Source organism: Ekhidna sp., from assembly GCF_965227465.1.
Classification (GTDB): Bacteria; Bacteroidota; Bacteroidia; order Cytophagales; family Cyclobacteriaceae; genus Ekhidna.
Genome location: NZ_OZ245746.1, coordinates 1,235,528 through 1,255,624, shown reverse-complemented (window position 1 = coordinate 1,255,624; position 20,097 = coordinate 1,235,528). Strand labels below are relative to the sequence as shown.

The window sequence follows — 20,097 nt, the reverse complement described above, 5'->3', positions numbered from 1 at the left end:
CCGACAATATCAAGCCTTCATATGTTGAATATGGAGGCTTTTTTTGTGTTCGTAAAATCAAACCTACGACGGGTCGTAGCACTGGCCGTGCGCGTTCGAATCCTACTACCCCGACAATATCAAGCCTTCATATGTTGAATATGGAGGCTTTTTTTGTGTTCGTAAAATCAAACCTACGACGGGTCGTAGCACTGGCCGTGCGCGTTCGAATCCTACTACCCCGACAATATCAAGCCTTCATATGTTGAATATGGAGGCTTTTTTTGTGTTTTCTGGTGTTTTCAATAGTTTTTCACTGGTTTGAAACAATTTATTTTATTTTAGCAGCATGGGGTATTAGCTCAGTTGGTTTAGAGCGCTTGCTTGACAGGCAAGAGGTCACTGGTTCGAATCCAGTATATCCCACAATCTCAAAAAATTTAATGCTATAATCAATTGGTGAGGTCACTGGCTGGTACGCCAGTCCGGTAGAACGCCAGCCCGGTGGAACGCCACCCGGTCGAATCCGGTATATCCCATTATCTCATAAATACCACTATTGATTGGTCCCTGACCTAAAAAACTAGAAGTATCCAAACGTTAATGCATTTTCGCTACTTGCTACGCATATCAACTAAGAAGTATTTAGTTTCGACTAGAATTCATCAACCTTAAATACTCAGAGGATCGTGAATTCACTGAATCAATTTCTAGAGATTTTAAGAAAAACTCTTTCGCTAGCGTGTTATTACCGGCTGATAAATGACTAACTGCTAGTTGATTAAAAACTACTTTGCTTTCACCCCCGAGTTGCATTTTTAAGTTAAAGATTTCGATTGCATCAGCATGCATTTTCCAGGTATTTAATGTGTACCCTATTGTTGATAAACCAGACAGAGAAACCTCTTCCTTACTATAGGATTCCAAGATCATTTCCATCCCTTTATCAAAACCATTGACTTGTATTTCTTCAAGTATTAGCTTTCTGATATCCGTACTATCCATATCTTCATACCTCGCGAAGTAGTCTGCCCTTCTGCAATGAATATTTAATTCCAATTCAACCTCGTCTGAGAGCTGAGTGAGTCCATTCTCCATAATAGAACTCCAAAAATCCCCTCCATAAACACCAAAATCCTGTCGATTAATTATCGCCGTTCCTTCAAAATCAATTTGCTCATTTTTGGCCCAATCGCGAGAAATTCGTGTGGGTTTTTCAAATTTGAAAGCAACGGCTTTGGTAGAATCCTTGATTGTTAGATCACCTACCAATTCAAATCCACCATTTTCAAGTTTTACAACCTGCCTACTTCTGAAAATTGCATATGGATAATGTGCGACATCAAACCATGTTCCTTCGCTTTTGAGATCATTATCCCTACGATCATTTCCAGTATTTATACTTTTTATGTCAATGAAGAGAGTGGTGCTAAGAGAAGTAATATTTGAAGTATCATAAAATACGGTTCCATCAAATTCATTGAATCTTCCTCTTACTGGACTATATCCAAAGTATTTAATCTTAAATCCTAAGTATGAATGCTGATCATCAATGAGGTAATCTTTACCTATTAGCTCTTCGAAATCATAAAATTTAGATACTAAGGGATTATTAGGCGTCTCTTTTTTCTCATTGCACGAGAATTGAATTAAGGTTAATATGAGCAGGAAACAGTAATTTACCTGAGATGGAATCATCCCTTAATTTAAAAAATCGACACCTTAAAATCACTACCGTTTATCAAATCAAATACCTAAGCAATGAGATTGAATAAAACCCAAACCCCTCCAAGGAAATGCCAAAAAGTGAAAACATTGTAGGCATATTGTCTAGATTTTGAATGAACTCTATATTCTCTAATTTTCCTAAATACAGAAGCCAATAAAATAAGCCCAACACTTACATGGAGAAAATGAATTAGTGCGAAGGGGAATAAAATGTTACGAAAAGACAGGTTGGAATCAAGAAGTTCTTGCCAGCCGATCACCTGAAGAACTGAAAAAAGTAAACCAAAAAACAATCCTAAACCCGCAAAGCGAAAGGCCTTTTCTATGTCATCTTCTCTTATTTTAAGTTGACTCATCACAACCAACGCACTACTCACTAATATGAACCAGGTTGCTACCTCGTAAATAGTAGGGATGATGATGTTGGGTAAATTCTGAAGTGCCCAAACCACCATCAAAGTTATAAAAATGAGCGAGCTGGTAACAATGAAAAGCTTTGTCATATGTCTTCCCGCATTTATCATGCGTTGCTTTTCCATTAGCCGCTCTTGTACTATTTCTTTTTCACTCATTCCTGTTTGATTCTCCTGATTATTAACCTCAATTATTATTCAATGTTTCATTAATAATTCTAAAAGTTGGTCAACGTAGTATTCTTTCAATTAGACCTTAAATACTGTAATTTGGACCTATGAGAAAGAAGCTTAAAAAGATTAATCCTATCGATCTGGTACGTCCGGATAAACTGTTGTTTACAGGATTAAAAACCTTAACAGAGCTAACCCTTACCCCGATAAATATGTACGCCGATCTTAAAGCCAAATCAAAGGGTAAAGCCGAGATTACTTTTATTGGTGAGAAGAAGCTTGAAGAGGTTAAAGTTCAACTCTTCACATTTAATGAAAAAGAAATTACTGAGTCGAATGAAAAGGATTTCAACCCTATGGTTAACCCTAAAGATTCACATATTCATTGGCTCAACATCCATGGTCTCCATGAGGTAGAATTGATCCAGGATCTCGCAAATACCATGAATATGGACAGACTATCTGTGAGGCAACTATTAGATACAACACAGCGACCTAAAGTTGAGGAATTTGATAATTACCTCTTCTTTAACATCAAATCTATTTTGTTGGATGAACACGATCAGCTCGATGTAGAGCAACTCTCTTTTGTGCTTGGAAAAAACTATGTAGTCTCTTTTCAGGAGAAAGAAAGCGATCACTTTGATGATATAAGATTAAAAATAAGAGAGGGGATCGGTTTTGTCCGGAAAAGAACTTCCGACTATCTACTTATCCAGCTGCTAGACGCGATCCTTGATAATTATTTTGAGACCATTGAAGATATCAATGAAGATATCGTCGAGTTGGAACAAGATGTGTACAATAATCCTAAAAAAGAGACATTGTATGAGCTGGAGAAAAGTAAAAAAAGAGCTGACCTGATAAAAAAATCGTTAACACCTTTTATGGAGTCAGTTAATTATATTCTTAATAATCGTACTTCTTTCTTTCAAAAGCCCAATGTTAAATATATAAATGACCTCAAGATGAGCTGTGCCAATGCGCTTGAGGAAGTTGACTCAACCGCTAGATCTTTAGAGAGCCTTACCAATATCTATTATGCCTCTCTGAGTCAAAAGATGAACGAAACAATGAAGGTTCTAACAACGGTAGCAACTATATTCATTCCTCTCACTTTTATAGCCGGAATCTATGGCATGAACTTCGAATACATGCCTGAACTTCAGTACAGAAATGGCTATTTTATTATCTGGGGAGTAATGATTGCGATTTTCATCGGTATGGTGATCTACTTCAAACGTAAAGATTGGTTATAGGCTAATCTTTAAAATCCACACGATTATCTAAACTCTGTACTGCTTTAACGAACAAAATTGCAGGTGGTATTTTTTATGTCTTATTTCATACTCATAACCAATCAAAAAAAATACCACCATGGCTCTATTTACATTAACTATCAAGCAAAAAGAGATTATCAATAAAGGTTTTGTGATATGCACAACAGGATTAGCCTTATCATTATTAGTAGTAAATATCCTCTTCGGCTAATTTTAGAATTTTACTTAGTCAAGCAGTAAATTCTGCTTTCAGAAAGGTTGTTCAATTTTTGAGCAGCCTTTTTTTATTTTCTCATTTGATTCATTGTTGTTCATACCCCTAACTTTACCGTATGAACAACCTAACAGAATTGTTGGAAAAGCTGGACTCAACCTACTTCGCACAAGTTGCCATAACGATTGTAATTATCATTCTATTCATTGCATCAAGGTGGCTGATTAAAAAGAGCTTACGTAAGCTTGCCGATAAATTCTCTTATGATCCAAATCGTACCGCGGCAACTAAGCGAATAATCATGGGAGCACTATATACTTTTATGATCCTACTTCTTGTAATCATTTGGGGTGGGGATCTGAACAATCTATGGGTTTCAATTGGGAGTATTCTTGGTGTAATAGCAATAGGATTCTTTGCCATCTGGAGTATACTCAGCAACATAGTTGCCGGTATTATCATCTATACAATCAACCCATTTAAAATCACAGATACATTGGTACTTGTTGAGAAAGATGTGACAGGAAAAGTCATTGATATTGGATTGATCTACACGAAACTCCAGGATAAAGATGGCGTATTCACAGTACCAAACAATGTGTTTTTCCAGCAGATCGTTAAGGTGAAAAAACCAAAATAATGGTATCCCTACCCTTTCTTGTTTGATCAAAAAAACTTCGATGAAAGGCTGGATAAAATCTCACACTTCAGACAGATATCTGATTCCAATTCGAGAACAAATGATCAATATGCTGGATCCGGACGCTCGTGTCATCGATCTGGGTTGTGGTTCCGGAGACTTCTTTATAAGAGCTCATTCTAAAATCGAATCTGGTTTTGGTGTGGATGGCTCCAAATCGTTCATCAAGTATGCACAAAATCGAACGAAGAATTTGAATATCACTAACCTCGCATTCAAACATCGGATGATTGATCAGCATTTCAAACCAAAAGCGGATTTCACACACGCCACAGCATGCCTCTTCTTCCATGTTCTTCCACAGGAGCTTGCTGTTCAAATCCTGAAGTCAACAACCACTTATTCCGACCGATTGATCATATGTGCATTTGCTCCTCCTGAGAATAGGAAACAGCGATTTTTGATGTGGCTGGATCAGCGATTCACCTCCCACTATCGTCATTACAGGGAGTATTGCCAAAATGGATATATGGAAGGACTGATAAAAAAATGTCAGCTACATATTGATGATATAGCTGACACTTTTGACCCTACCATTAAGATCTACTCAGTAAAATTATAATTATTCTGTTCTTAACGATTCTACGGGGTTGATTCGTGTAGCTCTCATTGTATGATAACTGATGACCAAAAAGGCAATCAACAATGAAACAATACTACTAAGAACAAACAGCCACGCCCCTATCGATGTACGATAAGCAAAATTATCTAACCACTTGTTCATCATATAAATGGTGATGGGAATAGAAAGTACAATCGCAATCAATAGCTGAATAGAAAATCCTTTTGCTAATAACCGAAAGATTGATGTAGCTGAAGCTCCCATTACTTTTCTTATTCCAATTTCTTTCACTTTACTATTTACTACCAGCATAGAAAGTCCAAGAAGTCCCAGGCTCGCAATTATGATAGATAAAACTGTAGCAATGGTTACAAGCTTATTCATTCTTGTTTCACTTGCATACTGAGCTGCAATTTGTTCATCTATAAAATTGAAATTCCAGCTTTCATTTGGAAAGAGTGCTTCCCACTCTTTTTTTAGGATATCCGTTCCATCGGATAAATTGGAGCCATTATAGGTAAACACCAATTTAGGTATTGGAGTATCGATGAAATCACCATCAGAAATTCCCATGAATATGGGCATTGGATTCATCACAATAACCAATGGCTCTACCTCAGAATGTAAGGAGGAATAATGAAAATCATCAGTCACTCCAATGATTTGATGATCGCCAAACTCATCCCCAGGTAATTTTGCTCCAAGTGGATTTTTTAAACCAAAGTGCTCAACTGCTGATTTGTTTAAAATAACAGATTGCCTCATATCCAGCCCGTTACTCTCCTCAAAGCCACGACCCTCCAGGATATCGATATCAAAGGTTTTAAGATAATTGGCATCCACACAAAGCAACCTAAACCATCGAAAGACTCCCTTATCATCGGTATAGGCCAGATGAGCCCAGCCACTTGTTCCAAACACATGGGTCCCCATTGCTACTTCTGAAATCTCTGGATATTTTTCCAACCTTGCTTTTAGCAACTGCCCATTTTCAAATCCGGAAGTAATCCTTTCTGATAAGCGCTGGGCGGAAGGGCTGGCTTGCAACTGAGTGGAAATCACCGCTTCATAATTTATCCCCAAGTCCTTCTCCTGCAAATACTGGATCTGCTTTTTCATGATTAGGGTTGTAGTGATTAGGAACACAGTAATCAAAAACTGAAAAACCACCATCCCCTTTCTGGCAGTCATCTTCCCTCCTGATTGATTGCTCCCCCTGAGAATGTTGATCGTCTTAAAACCTGAAAGAATCAATGCTGGGTAAGATCCTGCAATAGCTCCTATGATTAATGCAAGGAGTGCATAAATTCCAGCATGCCACCATTCGAATTGAAGATAAATCTCCGTACCCGTAAGTCTGTTGAATGTTGGGATCAATAAATAGGAAATTGTAGCTCCGATGAGCATCGCGATGATCGTTAACAAGATGCTCTCGCTGAGGTACTGATAAACCAGCGTTTTTTTGTGTGCACCTAATACTTTTCGTATACCCACTTCTTTGGACCTCCGAAGAGACTGACCAGTAGACAAAGTGGTATAGTTGATGCATGCGATTATAAGAACTAGCAATCCGATTGTACCTAAGATGAAGACGTATTGTGGATTTGCAACCGGAGCATTTCCCAGTGGAATATCCGGATTAAGATGAATGTCTGTTAGGGGCTGCATCCCTATATTATATTGATCTCGTTGCATCGCTTCATCTCCATAACCCGCATCTCCCATTTGGCTGAGCACAACATCCTGCATTTTACTATTCACATTTTCAATGCTGGCTCCTTCTTTTAACAACACATAGGTTTCAGCCACCACATTAAACCAGGCATTCATAGCTCGTTCACTGAAGAGGGTTCGATTGTTTTCCGTTGATATAGCTAAATCGAAATTGATACTAGATTCGTACCGAATGTCTTTAAAAATACCAGAGACATTGAAGTCTTTGATGTCCTGTCCAATCTGTAATGACAATGTCTTACCCAGGGCATCATTATCCCCGAAGTATTTTCTGGCGTATTCCTGAGAAATAATGATATCATTGAGTGTGGGTAACGGTCTTTCCCTATCTCCTTCGATTAATTGAAAATCAAATACTTCAAAAAAGTCAGGGCTGATGATAGCTACGGATTCGTTGATCCTGTTTTCTCCTCGTCCAACCAGGAAATTTGACAAAATGTATTGAACTGACCTTTCTACTTCCGGAAAGTTATCTTCAAAAAGTGATTCAAACCTGAGTGGAGTATGTGAGTTAAAAAAGACCTGACCTTCACCATAATCTTCTTTTAGCCAGCTTCTGTAGATACGATCCTTTTTAGCATGAAACTGATCAAAACTAACCTCCTGTTTTACATAAAAGCCAAGTAGCAGGAAGCAGGTAATTCCAATAATTAGCCCTAAAAGATTCAATGAGGAATTGAATTTATCCCTCCATAGCACACGAAGCGCTATTTTAAAGTTATTCTTAGTCATAGTCATAAATGAGTTATTGAGTTTTTGATTCCTTTTCAATGCAGATAATCGAAATGAGCGGAGAACCCACCATACATATAAGACAGTAGCCAGAAGCTTTCCGCTTCGCTCTCGACGTTTTATATAAAGCTCATACAAGTCTCCCTGCAAATCTTCTATTAGTCTCTCATCACAGAACCAGGCAAGAAACCGATCAGCCAATTTGGGTGGTTGCTGACTCATGACACAGTTGCGAAAGTTAGTTTGGGCATTTTATTGTAGAGCGAAAGGCGTAATTCCATTGTCTCATCCAGCACTCTTCTTCCTGCCTGTGTCAGGGTGAAGAATCGTTTCCTTCGTCCTCCGCGCTCCGATGTAGCACCTCCCATCTCAGATGAGACGTATCCTTTCTTTTCCAGTCGCCTCAAAACAGAATGAACAGCAGTTACATCCATTTTACGATTCGTGTTATTTCCAATTTCTTCCAGTATAGCAACGGCATAAGCCTCGGTTGTTAATGAACCTACAGTAAGTAAAACCAGCTCTTCTAATTCGCCTAAGTGTTCTCCTCTCATAAGTGTTAGTTTGATTTTGGATACATTGGCTCAAAGGAGTCAAAGGATCCTTCAATAGTATCAATCGTAAATCCTGCAATTCGATAAGGTGGATTGTCTTCAAAATAGAATCCCATTTCCATCCATTCATTTGATTTGGTTCCTTTAACAATCAGCTTGTATTCAGTTATTTTCTTTCTATCAGCCTGATACATAATTAATGTACCATCGTTCATTTTTATATTATCAAAAGCTCCCATTAACTGATCAGCTCCCATTTTCTCAATGAGTTTTGGAGAAAAATATTTTTCAATCGACTCAGCTGAGATACCTCCGGATTTGACAGCATCCAGAAACCAGATAATCTTTGAACCTGCCGGGCTCTCCTCCAGTTGAGCCAGAGTTTGCTTCCCTGTCTGCTGGGCAGAAATCGATATCGTGATGCCCAATAGAAATAAATAAGTAAATATTCTCATGGTAGTAATGATTTGTTGTACAAACGCACAAGTTAAAATTTTAGTTGTGTATTTGTACAAGTAATATGTTAATATGTGTTAACACGATCGTTATGTAATCTTTGTAATTTGAATCTATGGACAGTGATACATATTAAGAATGTGGTTTGTCTGTACTACAATTTTGAAAATTGTCCGTGGGAAGATCCAAGTGAGCAATCAAACGATCCCCATTTATGTATGTTAGCAATGTAAAAACACCTACCATGCTAATGTGAGGAGAAGATGACTTAAGAACACCGATATCACAAACAGAAGAATACTACCAGACTTTGAAAATGAATAAGGTTCCAACAGTCATGATCCGTTTCAACAACGAATTTCCCGGAACTGGTAGTAAACCTTCCAATTCCCTTCGAACGCATCCGTATTTGAATACCTGGTTTGGTAAGCATGCGCTAAAAAAGAATCTTTCACAGGTAATTGAGACGAATCGATGGCTAAAATCTAGTTTCAAACCTATATTTCCGTATTAGCGTTTTAGTCGGAATTTTGATATCGACAAGAGTACATGTTCCATGTCCCACGATACCTCAGATCTTGGCTTAATTTAGACTTCTTAAGGCATTATGAATTAATATTACCTTGAAACTCATCGCTCTGTTTTTGGTATGATAAAACTAGATGCTTGGTCGATCATATTAGGTTTTGGGGTACTCAATGGATTCTTCCTAACAATAATCCTGTGGTTCAACAAAAAAGGATCTGTCAAATCTAATCGCCTGCTTTCTGCATTGCTTTTTTGCATCTCCATATTTAGTATGGAATTGATCATGTATCGTACAGGGTACTATCATGAGCAACCTGCATTTAGCATGTTCTCCTTTCCTTTTGCATATTTCATTGCTCCGCTGTTCTACTTCTACGCCAAATCTATGGTTTCAGGAGAAAATATCTTTAAGAAGCATGATCTGATACATCTCGTTTTTCCATTATTAGCTCTGGCAGCATTAATTCCCTTTTACTTTTGGAACCCAGAGGAAAAAATTACCTACCTTCTTCAGTTTCATGATCCGGCAGGTTTATCATTTCGTCACCTATGGTTAGGCGGTATTTTTCTGGTTCAGACAATTATTTACTTCGCTTTAACCTTTATTTTTTTAAAGCAATATCAAAACCAATACAAAACCGGTTCATCTGGTACCAGCATCATTCACCTAGAATGGCTAAATAAGCTGATGCTTACTTTCTTGATATTCATCTTGGTGAATGCTATTATATCAGCCTTCTATGTGATTGCTCAATTCACCGGAACATCCAGTGTGGAAAGAGTTATCTTCCCTGTCGAGGAGATCAATATGATCATTCTATCCTTCTTTGCCCACATTGTAGGTTATAATGCCATCAACCACCCAACACGATTATTTCCGCGACCACAAAAAGAACCCAAATATTCACGTTCTAAACTTACTGAGGATCAAATCAAGCAATCCCTTAAAAAGATAGAGGATCGTATGGTAAATGACAGATTATACCTTAATCACAATCTTAATCTTACAGGTCTTGCAGAGGCAGTAAGCATTACCCCGGATCATCTGTCCCAGGTGATTAACCAGGAACTCTCGGTCAACTTCTATGATTTCGTGAACCAGTATCGAATAAAAGAAGCTCAAAAACGATTATTAGACCCTCAGTATAGTAATTATTCAATTTTGGGTATTGCCCTCGATTGCGGATTCAACAGTAAAAGTTCTTTTAACCGGATTTTCAAAAAACATCTTGGAATAACCCCCTCCGAATACCTCTCCACTCATTGAGCCATCACTTTTAGGTCTTATCCGACCTGATGGGACGTCCCAACAAACCGGATGCGTCGAATAGCAAAAGCTACAGACCCATTTTTGGAGCATGATTCGCAAGTGCCAATCTGATCACGTCAAACATGCGGTACTGATAATACTAGGTGTACTAGTAGCTTCTGTGGTGCTGTTTGAAATTTTAAATGAATTGATTTAAAAATAAAACGATGAAAACTGATTTTGAAAAACTAGAAATCGACATTAATGTATCCAGAAAAATAATCTGGGCTACTCTAGCAGATTTAGACAATTACTTCAATTGGAACACCCTTATTCCTTATGGAAGTGGAAAACTTAATGAGGGTAATTCTCTGGTGATAAGCCTAAAACTTAAAGGCAAAACAAAATCAGGAACATGTAAAGTGAATAAGGTTGTTCACAATCACTATTTCATTTTATCAAGAAAATTGATTTTCAAATGGCTGCTATACATGGAGCATGCTTTCATCATAGAAAATAGCGATCATTCAAATGTTTTTGCTCAAACGCTGAAGATGTCCGGGTTACTTAAGCCATTTATGGTGAAAAGATTCAAGCCCATTTGGCTCAAATTTCATGAGATGAATAAGGACCTAAAAAAATATCTCACTAAAAAACAATAAGATGGAATTACGAAAAGATTGGAAAATAATCCGCAAATACTTTAAGCAGTATAACCTTTCATCGATGCACTGTGCCATGGCAACAGTGAATCCTGATGGTACACCTTGGGTAACCCCTATTGGTTCATTACTACTCAATAACGATTGTACAGGTATTTACTTCGAAATCTTCACACGAGGCATGCCAAAAAATCTAAATAACAATCGAAGAATTGTTGTAATGGGTGTCAATAGCAGCTTTATCTATTGGATCAAATCTGTCCTGTTTGGTAAATTTTCAACTCCTCCAGCCTTGAGGCTCGTTGGTACAGCTGGCCAAGTACGAAGGGCAACCGAATTGGAAAAAAGAAGGATACAGAAACTGCTAGCTACTTTTAAACGTACAGCGGGGTATAAGAAAATGTGGAGTAGGTTAGAGTTCGTGCGGGACATAACCTTTGAAAAGGTAATACCGGTCAATCTTGGAGACATGACTCCAGGCGCTGTAAATACAGGTAAGAAAGAAAAGAATTACCCTGGAACGGGACAGGCAATTATAAAAAACCAATAATATCATGAAATATTCAGTCACTCTACTACTTATTTCCATTATAATCCTCAGCTGCGGTGATGATGATGGTATTGTTGCGAGCTTTATTCCAATAGATGCAACGGAGGCTGTTTTAGCAGCAGAGCTCGATTTACCGAATGGTGATGGGCCTTTTCCCGCAATGATTATGGTACATGGTTCTGGCCATGTTGATCGACATCTTTTTAAAGGTTCTGCACAGAACTATGTACGTCTGGGTATTGCAGTATTGCGATACGATAAAAGAGGAGTTGGACAATCGACCGGTAGATATCATGATGTTAACGCAGCAAACAGCCCAACGGTCTTTCCCATACTTGCCGATGATGTTAATTCTATTGTAAAGTATTTAACAACAAGACCGGATATTCTTCCTGATCACATTGGTTTGATAGGGCCGAGTCAAGCAGGATGGATCATGCCTTTGGCAGCAGGCAGTTCATCAGATATTTCGTTTATGGTAAGTGTATCAGGTGCAACCAGCACAGTTGGGATCTCAGATTATTTTGATTCAATCGCTGAAGGAAATATGACAGAGGAAGAGATTGCTGAAGCATTAAAGAATTTCAACGGAATACATGGGTTTGACCCACGACCAAGTTTGGAGTCTTTGCAAATACCCGCACTATGGGTTTATGGAGGCAAGGATAAAAGCAATCCCGCAGCAAACGATATATCTATTATTGAAGACATAAGGGAAACCTATGATAAGGACTATACCGTGCACTTATTTCCAAATCTAAATCACGAACTACTTGATGTGAACACCAATGCACCTATACCCGAAACACAAATTTGCGTTAATGATTGGTTAGAGTTGAAATTAGGACTTAGTGAAAATTAGATGAGACTTGAAAATTTAGGTTATAATATAAGACTGGAACAACATCGCATTGAGTCGAATCTTGACGCTTTTGAAGTAGGCAGAGTAGTTATCGAACATAAGGATCGGTATGAGGTAAATAATGGTGAAACAAATTTTGATGCAGAGTTGGTTGGTAAACTTCGTTTTGCTGCAGAAAATCATGAAGATCTACCCGCTGTAGGTGATTGGGTAGCCATTTCTGTATTTGATGGACACAAAGCCTTGATCCATGAAGTTTATCCTCGTCATTCAGTGATAGAACGTCAGGCAGTCGGTCAGAAAGGGCAAAAACAGATTATTGCAACCAATATAGATTATGGTCTTATTGTTCAGTCTGTAGGAAGGGATTTTAACCTTAACAGATTGGAACGATACGTTACTATTTGTAATAACGCCAAAGTGACTCCTTTAATCATTCTAAACAAAGTCGATTTAATTGACAATGATACGCTCAATCAAATAAGACAAAACATCCTTCAAAGGGTCAAGAATCTTCCCATTTACACAGCAACAAATCAGCAAGATAGAGGGTATGAAAAACTTGCATCAGTAATTGAAAAAGGAAAAACCTATTGTTTGCTAGGCTCCTCTGGAGTCGGGAAATCCACTATACTTAACAACCTTGCTGGGAGCGAAATCATGTCAACCAATCAAATAAGTGATAGTGTAAACAAGGGACGACATACCACCACCCACAGAGAACTGATCATATTAGCAAATGGAGGAATTCTCATTGACAATCCAGGTATGCGAGAGGTTGGAATCACAGATTCTTCTGTGGGTCTAGAACTAACTTTCGAAGCAATTACAGTACTCGCAAAGCAATGTAAATACAATGATTGCACTCATCAGCATGAAGAGAATTGTGCTGTATTGAAGGCAGTTGAAAAAGGAGAATTTGATATGGATTCTTATAATAATTACCAAAAGCTTCAACGTGAGAAATGGCATTATGAATCATCTTCGTTAGAAAAAAAACAAAAAGATAAAGATTTAGGTAAGCTAATTAAAAATGTAAAAAAGAATCGCAAGAGGAACAAGTATTGAGCTATTGGAGGACAAAACCTACGCTATCATTAGCTATATCAAGGTATTAATTATTTAACAAATCCATTTTTTTGAATCAACCACTAGAAGTGAACTTCTCTACCTTTTTGTAAGAGAAATACGTCCTATCGGTAATATTTAGTATATTTTTTTGATAAAAACTGCAATTACGAATAATATTTGTAACTATTTTTACTGCAATTACGAATAATATCGAGCGCGCTGCTTGACCCAAGCATTGAGAACACTTATTTTTTCAAAAAATGATTTGAGGCAAACAGCTGGAAAAGCACAAAAAAATAGTCAAATGAAAAAGACAAAATTGGGTGAGTTTGAAGAGATGGTGCTGTTGGCAGTGATACTGCTAAAGGAAGAAGCATACGGTGTAGAAATCAAGAGGGAACTGGAAGAACGATTGGGTGAACGATTAAGTGTTGGTTCTATCCAGTCCGCGCTAAAACGAATGGAAGAAAAAGAATTTCTTAATTCTGAATTTGGGGATGCAACCAATAAGCGAGGAGGTAAGAGAAAGCGAATATATACCGCTACTCCACACGCTCACAAGGTCCTCAATGAGATCAAAGAAATTCGACAGGGATTCTGGACCAATATCGCCTTGGATAAAAGCCTTAAAACCATCTAAATGATGAAAGTAACACCTCCAAAATGGTCACGGAGGTTGCTCAGACTCTTCATTCACAAGGACTATTTAGAAGAGATTGAAGGAGATATGGAAGAAGTCTTCTTTGATGATGTTGAGCATCTCTCAATCAAAAAAGCCAATGTTCATTACACGCTGGGTGTACTGAAATTATTTAGGCTCAGTTTGATTAAAAACTTAAAATGGATTTATAAAATCGGACTAATCATAACACTCATGAGAACATTAAAACTTGCTTTCAGAAATCTACTCAAATTCAAAACACACTCAGCCATTAACCTCATCGGGCTATCTCTAGGCTTGGCAGTAGGCGGACTTATTCTATTGTACGTAATCGATGAGCTTTCCTTTGATAATTTTCATGAAAAAGGTGACAGGATTTATAAAGTGGTAACCGCTTCGGAGGGCGGAATGGAAACGAATGCCTGGCCTATTGGGTACAAGCTAAGAACTGAATTTCCAGAGGTTGAATCAGTGCTTTATACGAAAAATTTTCCCTCCACTGCCAAATTGAACCACAAGAACAAGCGATATAATCACAACATTTTTTATGCTAGTGAGGAGTTTTTTGATCTTTTTTCCTTCAACCTTACCTCTGCTAACGAAGATGAAGTACTGACTGCCCCTTTCACGGTAGTTATTACCGAATCCCTTGAGGATGTGTACTTTGAGGGTAATGCATTGGGGAAAACACTCACACTGGCTGATACTGTTGAATTTGAAATTACAGGGGTAGTTGAGGACCTACCTAAAAACTCGCATATCCAGTTTGACATTCTTGTTTCATTTCCCACCATTGAGAAACTTCAATGGTGGAGTTACACTGAAGGATGGGGGAACTTCAATGCTCGTAATTACCTCCTATTAAAAGAAGGTGCTGATCCTGACATTCTTCAAGCAAAAGTCAAGAACCTGTATCATGAAAATATTGGAGATTGGCTAGATGATATGGGCGTTTCTTTTTCAACAGAATTAATTCCGCTCGAGAATATCTATCTCAACGAAACCTATTGGAATGGATTTGGACCTAAAGGTTCGAAAAAGCGAGTCAAGACGGTATCATGGATTGCTATATTCCTGCTAATTCTTGCTTGCATCAACTATGTGAATTTAAGTACCGCACGGTCAGTCTATCGTGCAAAAGAAGTAGCAATGAAGAAAGTGGTTGGTTCTTCCAGAAAAGCTATAGTCGGCCAATTCATGACTGAGTCATTTTTGCTAACGCTCATTGCATTTATAGCTGGCCTTATTCTAATGAACCTTGCGCTTCCATTTTTCAATGATTTAATGGGAAAGAAATATGATATCAGTTTTTTCGGATCTTTTAAATTCATAATTGGTGTCTTGCTTTTACTTATTACTGTGTCAATTGGTTCGGGTTTTTATCCTGCCTGGGTCATTTCCGGATTAAAACCACTAAATGCACTAAGTGGTAAATTGAATAAGAGCTACCAGGGGTTGAGTCTTAGAAAAATACTTATCACCTTCCAATTTTTCATTTCTTCCGGACTTGTTATAGCAACACTATTGGTGATTAATCAGATCAATTATATGAGAACTAAGGATTTGGGTTTTGAAAAAGAGCAAGTGCTTGTGGTTAATGCTTCTGACGCGCCCTCCGGATCAAGAAGGAATGTGCTAAAAGATCAACTGCAGTCAATCTCTGGCGTCCATATGGTCTCTCATACCAATGCGCTCCCCGGAAGACCCGGGTGGCTTGGGCAGTGGGCCTATCCGGAAAAACAAGGTGGCGAACAAGTTGATACCGAGTACATGGCTATTGACGAGAATTATCTGGATGTTTTAGGACTTGATTTGATTGCTGGTAGAAACTTCAATCTGGAGCGGCCTTCAGAGCTTGAATCCGGACTCATCATCAACGAAAAGTGTGTTGAGGAAATGGGGTGGAATAGTCCTGAAGATGCCATCGGCAGAGAGATTGTCTCTCCTTCTCAAAGGCCCGCCGGTACCGTAATCGGCGTAGTGAAAGACTATCATGGATTGGGTCTACAGGATGTTATATGGCCTCAGGCGATGGACTATAGAAGCTATAGTTACGGGAAGTACTTCGCGATTCGATATAACACCAAACAAACCTACGATCTGATAAAGTCTATAGAAAGGGTTTGGGATAACGTTTATGGTGATTTTGAATTGGAATATTTTTTTCTAGATGAAGATTTTGACAGGCAGTACAAAGAGGAAAATCAGCTAGCCAGCGTCCTTACCATCTTTGCAATCATCATCCTAATTGTTTCTTCCATTGGATTGTTTGGGTTAATCTCTTTTGTGGCACTTAGTCGAACAAAAGAAGTAGGAATTCGAAAAACCATGGGAGCAAGCATTGGTCAAATCATCTTCATTCTCTCACGGGAGTTTATGGTTTTGGTATTGCTTGGAAATATTCTGGTGATTCCTCTGGTCTGGCACTATGGAAATCAATGGCTAAATGATTTCGCTTTTCATACTACCATCGATCCGATGATTTTTCTTATTGCCATCATTGTAACAGCTATAATCGCATTTATAACCGTAACGATTCAAACTTTCAAAACGGCCAAAATGAATCCGGTAAATGCGCTCAGGTACGAATGAACGAAAAGCTGATTTACTTTGTAAAGTATTTATTGTAGTGCAATTACATTAATGAAAACGTTAAAAGTAAAGACAGATCTTCACTGTCAGGGGTGTGTAGATAAAGTAAAAACAACTCTTGACGCCAACGATAAGATATCGAGATGGGAAGCTGACATCAATGGTGAGGTAAAACTTATCATCGAAGGTTCCATTACTGAAAAGGAATTAGATGTACTCTTAAACAAGAATGGCTACAATGTAAAATCAGACACAGGATTTTGGGCCGATACCATCAAATGGAAGCGAGCCTCTTTTAATACATTGAATTGCCTCATTGGGTGCTCAATTGGAGATTTCGGAATGGTGTTTTTTCTGCAGGCCTACTACCCCTCCACTCCTATAATGACTCAAATGGTGCTGGCTATCATTGCGGGATTATGTACTTCTATCATGCTTGAGACCATTATCCTTAAGACTCGTGAGTATTTTTCATGGTCTTTCGCTTTAAAAACAGCGTTTGGTATGTCGTTCATTTCCATGGTGGCAATGGAACTTGCCATGACCAGTACGGATTTTATGATTACCGGTGGTAAAGCAGCATTTGATGATCCTACTTACTGGCTGGCGCTAATTCCCGCATTGGCTGTTGGGTTTATTACCCCACTGCCTTACAATTATTATAAACTTAAGAAATTCAATCAAGCCTGTCATTAAACTAAAAAAAGTAATATCCGTATCTTTGCATTAGTGCGCATCTTTAAAAACATAGCGAACACATTTTTAGCAATTGTATTGCTGGTAGCCACGACAGGTATAACCCTCAATAAACATTATTGTATGGGTCGTCTAAAGTCTGTGGCTGTTAATGTTCATGCTGAAAATTGTTTTGAAGGTGAAGAAGAACAAATGCCCTGCTGTAAGGACATAAGCCAAGAACTCAAGGTTGAAGAAATAACAACCATAGGCTTTGATTTCGATGCTACGCCGGAGCTTTTTGAATTGGCGATCATCAATTATGTATTAACGAACGAATTTGATCCTCATCAATCATTTGAGCAACAACCTTATCAGCATTATACTCCACCCCTTCCCGATCGGGACATTACCGTATTTATTCAGACTTTCCTGATATAAAATCTGATTGTGTTTAAAGGCGAGCTATTCGCCAATCAATTTTTTATTGACTTTTAAAATACAATCATGGTAAAACATATATTTCTATACTTATTTTCTTTTTTATTGATGCTATCAGCACAATCACAAACCGTGAGAGGTATGGTAGGCGATGGAGCCAAACATGAACCACTCATCGGTGCAACCATTCAAGAGTTAGGAACTCAAAATGGAGTTATTACCAATGAAAATGGAATGTTTTCATTAAAACTGGAGAGCATGGACAGCAAAATCATTATTTCCTATTCAGGATTTCTATCAGACACTTTAGCTGCTGACTTATCCGAGATGATGCACATCATGCTCAAGGAAAACACCTCAGAATTGGATGAGGTTGTTGTACAAGCCAGTAGTACTTTTATGGATGACCTGGAAGCCAAACATACCGAGGTAATTACCGAAGCTGAATTGACAAAAGCAGCGTGTTGCAATCTCTCAGAGAGTTTTGAAACCAATGCCTCAGTGGATGTTTCTTTTACCGATGCTGTAAGTGGAGCTAAGACCATCCGGATGTTAGGGTTGGATGGTCGATACGTTCAGATTAATCGAGAAAACATTCCGAATGTACGCGGATTGTCAGGTCGCTATGGCCTTTCCTATGTACCCGGCACATGGGTCCAATCCATTGATGTAGGTAAGGGTGCCGGAACTGTTGTAAATGGTTATGAATCTATGACCGGGCAAATTAATGTGGAGCTGAAGAAGCCAGAGAACAGTGAAAAGCTATACCTAAACAGCTATGTGAATTCATTTGGACGATTAGAGGTCAATGCAAATCATGCGCGAGACATCAATGATCAATGGAGCACTGCCCTTTTGTTTCATTCCAATTACTTCAACAATGAGATCGACCAGAATGATGATGGATTTATGGATCTTCCGAAAGGGCGTCAAATCAATGTGATGAACCGATATAAATATAGAGGTGATAAAGTTGTTTCCCAGCTTGGGTTTACTGTGATGCGAGATGAAAAAACCGGGGGTCAATTAGGCTTTGATTTTGGTGATGATTTTAGAACCTCCTCTGAATTTGGGTTCCAGAACAATACCACTCGAATGGAAGTATTTGGAAAAACAGGATTACTTTTCCCCAGCAAACCCTACAAAGGTTGGGGCTTCATTTACTCCGCCAGCTATTTAGATATCAATGGAGGATTCGGAAGAGATAATTATCAGGGAACGGAAAAAACCATTTATGGGAATGTGATCTTCCAGAACATCATTGGTAATTCGTTTCATCAGTACAAAACAGGGGCAAGTTTATTATACGATGATTTTGATGAGATCTATGCTGACTCAGCCTTTTCCAGACAGGAAATTGTTCCGGGATTATACTACGAGTACACCTTCACTCCTGGCGATAGATTTACCTTGTTGGCAGGCGCACGTACAGACTTTCATAATTTGTATGGCACCTATTTCACTCCAAGGATCCACACCAGATACCAAATCTCAGAGCAGACTTCCCTTAGAGCGGCTATTGGAAAAGGCTATCGGACGCCAAATGTTATACTAGAGAATTCCAATATTTTAGTGTCTTCCAGGCAGCTAATTATTATGGAAGACCCCAAACCGGAAATTGCGTGGAACATGGGTGGTAGTCTTGTCACTGCAATCAATATCAAAGACAAAAAACTCAACTTGATTGCTGACTATTTTTATACTGCATTTACCAATCAGCTGATCTATGATATGGATCAAAATTCAAGTCAGCTTCGGGTATATAATTTGAAAGGTGAATCATTTGCTCATAGCTTTCAACTTGAAGGAAATTATCAATTTTCTGATCGTTTTAGTGCGAAAGCAGCTTACAAGTTCTATGATGTGAAAGCGACCATCAATGGAGAGTTAAGGCAAGTTCCTTTCAATGCACGCAATCGATTCTTTCTTAACACCTCCTATGCAACCAGATTTGATAAGTGGGAAGCTGATGCAACACTTCAGTGGTTTGGATCTAAGCGATTACCGAATACCTCCGATAAACCGGCTGAATTCCAACGAGGGTCATCCTCACCTGATTTCTTCTTATTAAATGCACAAATCAGTCGTGGATTTAGATGGGGGAATGTTTATGTGGGTTCTGAAAACTTACTTGGGTTTACTCAGGACAATCCAATTATTGATGCGGAAAACCCATTCAGTGATAATTTTGATGCGTCTATTGTCTGGGCACCTGTTGCAGGCAGAATGGTGTATGCTGGATTTAGATATAAGATAAAGAGATAACGAATTAACCATACC

General features: G+C 38.4%; 19 protein-coding genes and 1 tRNA gene. 15 read left to right on the top strand and 5 right to left on the bottom strand.

What is annotated here, in order from left to right; genetic code table 11:
• The first annotated feature begins 330 nt into the window (after positions 1-330).
• Positions 331-405, top strand: a tRNA-Val gene (locus tag ACO05G_RS05610).
• Between the two features lie 219 nt (positions 406-624).
• Here the strand turns inward: ACO05G_RS05610 and ACO05G_RS05605 are convergent.
• Complete coding sequence (locus ACO05G_RS05605) at positions 625-1,677, bottom strand: YceI family protein (protein WP_421765077.1); 1,053 nt, start codon at positions 1,675-1,677, stop codon at positions 625-627.
• A 56-nt stretch (positions 1,678-1,733) separates the two neighbouring features.
• On the bottom strand, positions 1,734-2,279 hold the full coding sequence (locus tag ACO05G_RS05600) for a hypothetical protein (RefSeq protein WP_421765076.1): 546 nt from the start codon (positions 2,277-2,279) through the stop codon (positions 1,734-1,736).
• A gap of 119 nt (positions 2,280-2,398) precedes the next feature.
• On the opposite strand from ACO05G_RS05600, the gene corA reads away from it, so the two are divergent.
• The 3 genes from corA (at position 2,399) to ACO05G_RS05585 (ending at position 5,050) form a co-directional block, all read left to right on the top strand.
• The gene (corA, locus tag ACO05G_RS05595; protein WP_421765075.1) at positions 2,399-3,553 is read left to right on the top strand and encodes a magnesium/cobalt transporter CorA; all 1,155 of its coding nucleotides are present in this window, start codon (positions 2,399-2,401) and stop codon (positions 3,551-3,553) included.
• A gap of 353 nt (positions 3,554-3,906) precedes the next feature.
• Positions 3,907-4,428, top strand: coding sequence for a mechanosensitive ion channel domain-containing protein (locus ACO05G_RS05590; RefSeq protein WP_421765074.1), 522 nt, complete (start codon positions 3,907-3,909; stop codon positions 4,426-4,428).
• Between the two features lie 40 nt (positions 4,429-4,468).
• Positions 4,469-5,050, top strand: coding sequence for a class I SAM-dependent methyltransferase (locus ACO05G_RS05585; RefSeq protein ID WP_421765073.1), 582 nt, complete (start codon positions 4,469-4,471; stop codon positions 5,048-5,050).
• On the opposite strand, the gene ACO05G_RS05580 is transcribed toward ACO05G_RS05585, so the two are convergent.
• The 3 genes from ACO05G_RS05580 to ACO05G_RS05570 are packed head-to-tail and all read right to left on the bottom strand — an operon-like array spanning position 5,051 to position 8,525.
• On the bottom strand, positions 5,051-7,738 hold the full coding sequence (locus tag ACO05G_RS05580) for an ABC transporter permease (RefSeq protein WP_421765072.1): 2,688 nt from the start codon (positions 7,736-7,738) through the stop codon (positions 5,051-5,053). It lies immediately after the preceding gene.
• Complete coding sequence (locus tag ACO05G_RS05575; protein ID WP_421765071.1) at positions 7,735-8,070, bottom strand: PadR family transcriptional regulator; 336 nt, start codon at positions 8,068-8,070, stop codon at positions 7,735-7,737. The genes ACO05G_RS05580 and ACO05G_RS05575 overlap by 4 nt, the downstream gene beginning before the upstream one ends.
• Positions 8,071-8,075: 5 nt before the next feature.
• Complete coding sequence (locus ACO05G_RS05570; RefSeq protein WP_421765070.1) at positions 8,076-8,525, bottom strand: hypothetical protein; 450 nt, start codon at positions 8,523-8,525, stop codon at positions 8,076-8,078.
• A 317-nt stretch (positions 8,526-8,842) separates the two neighbouring features.
• On the opposite strand from ACO05G_RS05570, the gene ACO05G_RS05565 reads away from it, so the two are divergent.
• The 11 genes from ACO05G_RS05565 (at position 8,843) to ACO05G_RS05515 (ending at position 20,082) form a co-directional block, all read left to right on the top strand.
• Positions 8,843-9,040: a hypothetical protein gene (locus tag ACO05G_RS05565; protein ID WP_421765069.1), complete on the top strand. Its 198-nt coding sequence runs from the start codon at positions 8,843-8,845 to the stop codon at positions 9,038-9,040.
• A gap of 135 nt (positions 9,041-9,175) precedes the next feature.
• Positions 9,176-10,321, top strand: coding sequence for a helix-turn-helix domain-containing protein (locus ACO05G_RS05560; protein WP_421765068.1), 1,146 nt, complete (start codon positions 9,176-9,178; stop codon positions 10,319-10,321).
• Positions 10,322-10,530: 209 nt separating this feature from the next.
• Complete coding sequence (locus ACO05G_RS05555) at positions 10,531-10,965, top strand: hypothetical protein (protein WP_421765067.1); 435 nt, start codon at positions 10,531-10,533, stop codon at positions 10,963-10,965.
• A 1-nt stretch (position 10,966) separates the two neighbouring features.
• Complete coding sequence (locus ACO05G_RS05550) at positions 10,967-11,515, top strand: pyridoxamine 5'-phosphate oxidase family protein (RefSeq protein ID WP_421765066.1); 549 nt, start codon at positions 10,967-10,969, stop codon at positions 11,513-11,515.
• A gap of 4 nt (positions 11,516-11,519) precedes the next feature.
• Complete coding sequence (locus ACO05G_RS05545) at positions 11,520-12,377, top strand: alpha/beta hydrolase family protein (RefSeq protein ID WP_421765065.1); 858 nt, start codon at positions 11,520-11,522, stop codon at positions 12,375-12,377.
• The gene (gene rsgA, locus ACO05G_RS05540; RefSeq protein WP_421765064.1) at positions 12,378-13,445 is read left to right on the top strand and encodes a ribosome small subunit-dependent GTPase A; all 1,068 of its coding nucleotides are present in this window, start codon (positions 12,378-12,380) and stop codon (positions 13,443-13,445) included.
• Between the two features lie 307 nt (positions 13,446-13,752).
• Positions 13,753-14,088: a PadR family transcriptional regulator gene (locus ACO05G_RS05535; protein ID WP_421765063.1), complete on the top strand. Its 336-nt coding sequence runs from the start codon at positions 13,753-13,755 to the stop codon at positions 14,086-14,088.
• The gene (locus ACO05G_RS05530) at positions 14,089-16,701 is read left to right on the top strand and encodes an FtsX-like permease family protein (RefSeq protein WP_421765062.1); all 2,613 of its coding nucleotides are present in this window, start codon (positions 14,089-14,091) and stop codon (positions 16,699-16,701) included.
• Between the two features lie 51 nt (positions 16,702-16,752).
• On the top strand, positions 16,753-17,397 hold the full coding sequence (locus ACO05G_RS05525) for a DUF4396 domain-containing protein (RefSeq protein WP_421765061.1): 645 nt from the start codon (positions 16,753-16,755) through the stop codon (positions 17,395-17,397).
• Between the two features lie 33 nt (positions 17,398-17,430).
• Positions 17,431-17,817 carry an HYC_CC_PP family protein gene (locus ACO05G_RS05520; RefSeq protein ID WP_421765060.1) on the top strand — a complete coding sequence of 129 codons (387 nt, stop codon included), beginning with the start codon at positions 17,431-17,433 and terminating at the stop codon, positions 17,815-17,817.
• A gap of 66 nt (positions 17,818-17,883) precedes the next feature.
• Positions 17,884-20,082 carry a TonB-dependent receptor domain-containing protein gene (locus ACO05G_RS05515; protein WP_421765059.1) on the top strand — a complete coding sequence of 733 codons (2,199 nt, stop codon included), beginning with the start codon at positions 17,884-17,886 and terminating at the stop codon, positions 20,080-20,082.
• The last annotated feature ends 15 nt before the right edge of the window (positions 20,083-20,097 follow it).

Excerpts from the sequence above, each read along its gene's own strand:
- ACO05G_RS05560 (WP_421765068.1), top strand. The coding sequence starts at position 9,176 with ATGATAAAACTAGATGCTTGGTCGATCATATTAGGTTTTGGGGTACTC.
- ACO05G_RS05535 (WP_421765063.1), top strand. The coding sequence starts at position 13,753 with ATGAAAAAGACAAAATTGGGTGAGTTTGAAGAGATGGTGCTGTTGGCA.
- ACO05G_RS05550 (WP_421765066.1), top strand. The coding sequence starts at position 10,967 with ATGGAATTACGAAAAGATTGGAAAATAATCCGCAAATACTTTAAGCAG.
- ACO05G_RS05555 (WP_421765067.1), top strand. The coding sequence starts at position 10,531 with ATGAAAACTGATTTTGAAAAACTAGAAATCGACATTAATGTATCCAGA.
- ACO05G_RS05515 (WP_421765059.1), top strand. The coding sequence starts at position 17,884 with ATGGTAAAACATATATTTCTATACTTATTTTCTTTTTTATTGATGCTA.
- rsgA (WP_421765064.1), top strand. The coding sequence starts at position 12,378 with ATGAGACTTGAAAATTTAGGTTATAATATAAGACTGGAACAACATCGC.
- ACO05G_RS05580 (WP_421765072.1), bottom strand. The coding sequence starts at position 7,738 with ATGAGTCAGCAACCACCCAAATTGGCTGATCGGTTTCTTGCCTGGTTC.
- ACO05G_RS05565 (WP_421765069.1), top strand. The coding sequence starts at position 8,843 with ATGAATAAGGTTCCAACAGTCATGATCCGTTTCAACAACGAATTTCCC.
- ACO05G_RS05590 (WP_421765074.1), top strand. The coding sequence starts at position 3,907 with ATGAACAACCTAACAGAATTGTTGGAAAAGCTGGACTCAACCTACTTC.
- ACO05G_RS05600 (WP_421765076.1), bottom strand. The coding sequence starts at position 2,279 with ATGAGTGAAAAAGAAATAGTACAAGAGCGGCTAATGGAAAAGCAACGC.
- ACO05G_RS05525 (WP_421765061.1), top strand. The coding sequence starts at position 16,753 with ATGAAAACGTTAAAAGTAAAGACAGATCTTCACTGTCAGGGGTGTGTA.
- ACO05G_RS05530 (WP_421765062.1), top strand. The coding sequence starts at position 14,089 with ATGATGAAAGTAACACCTCCAAAATGGTCACGGAGGTTGCTCAGACTC.
- ACO05G_RS05585 (WP_421765073.1), top strand. The coding sequence starts at position 4,469 with ATGAAAGGCTGGATAAAATCTCACACTTCAGACAGATATCTGATTCCA.
- ACO05G_RS05605 (WP_421765077.1), bottom strand. The coding sequence starts at position 1,677 with ATGATTCCATCTCAGGTAAATTACTGTTTCCTGCTCATATTAACCTTA.
- ACO05G_RS05545 (WP_421765065.1), top strand. The coding sequence starts at position 11,520 with ATGAAATATTCAGTCACTCTACTACTTATTTCCATTATAATCCTCAGC.
- ACO05G_RS05570 (WP_421765070.1), bottom strand. The coding sequence starts at position 8,525 with ATGAGAATATTTACTTATTTATTTCTATTGGGCATCACGATATCGATT.
- corA (WP_421765075.1), top strand. The coding sequence starts at position 2,399 with ATGAGAAAGAAGCTTAAAAAGATTAATCCTATCGATCTGGTACGTCCG.
- ACO05G_RS05575 (WP_421765071.1), bottom strand. The coding sequence starts at position 8,070 with ATGAGAGGAGAACACTTAGGCGAATTAGAAGAGCTGGTTTTACTTACT.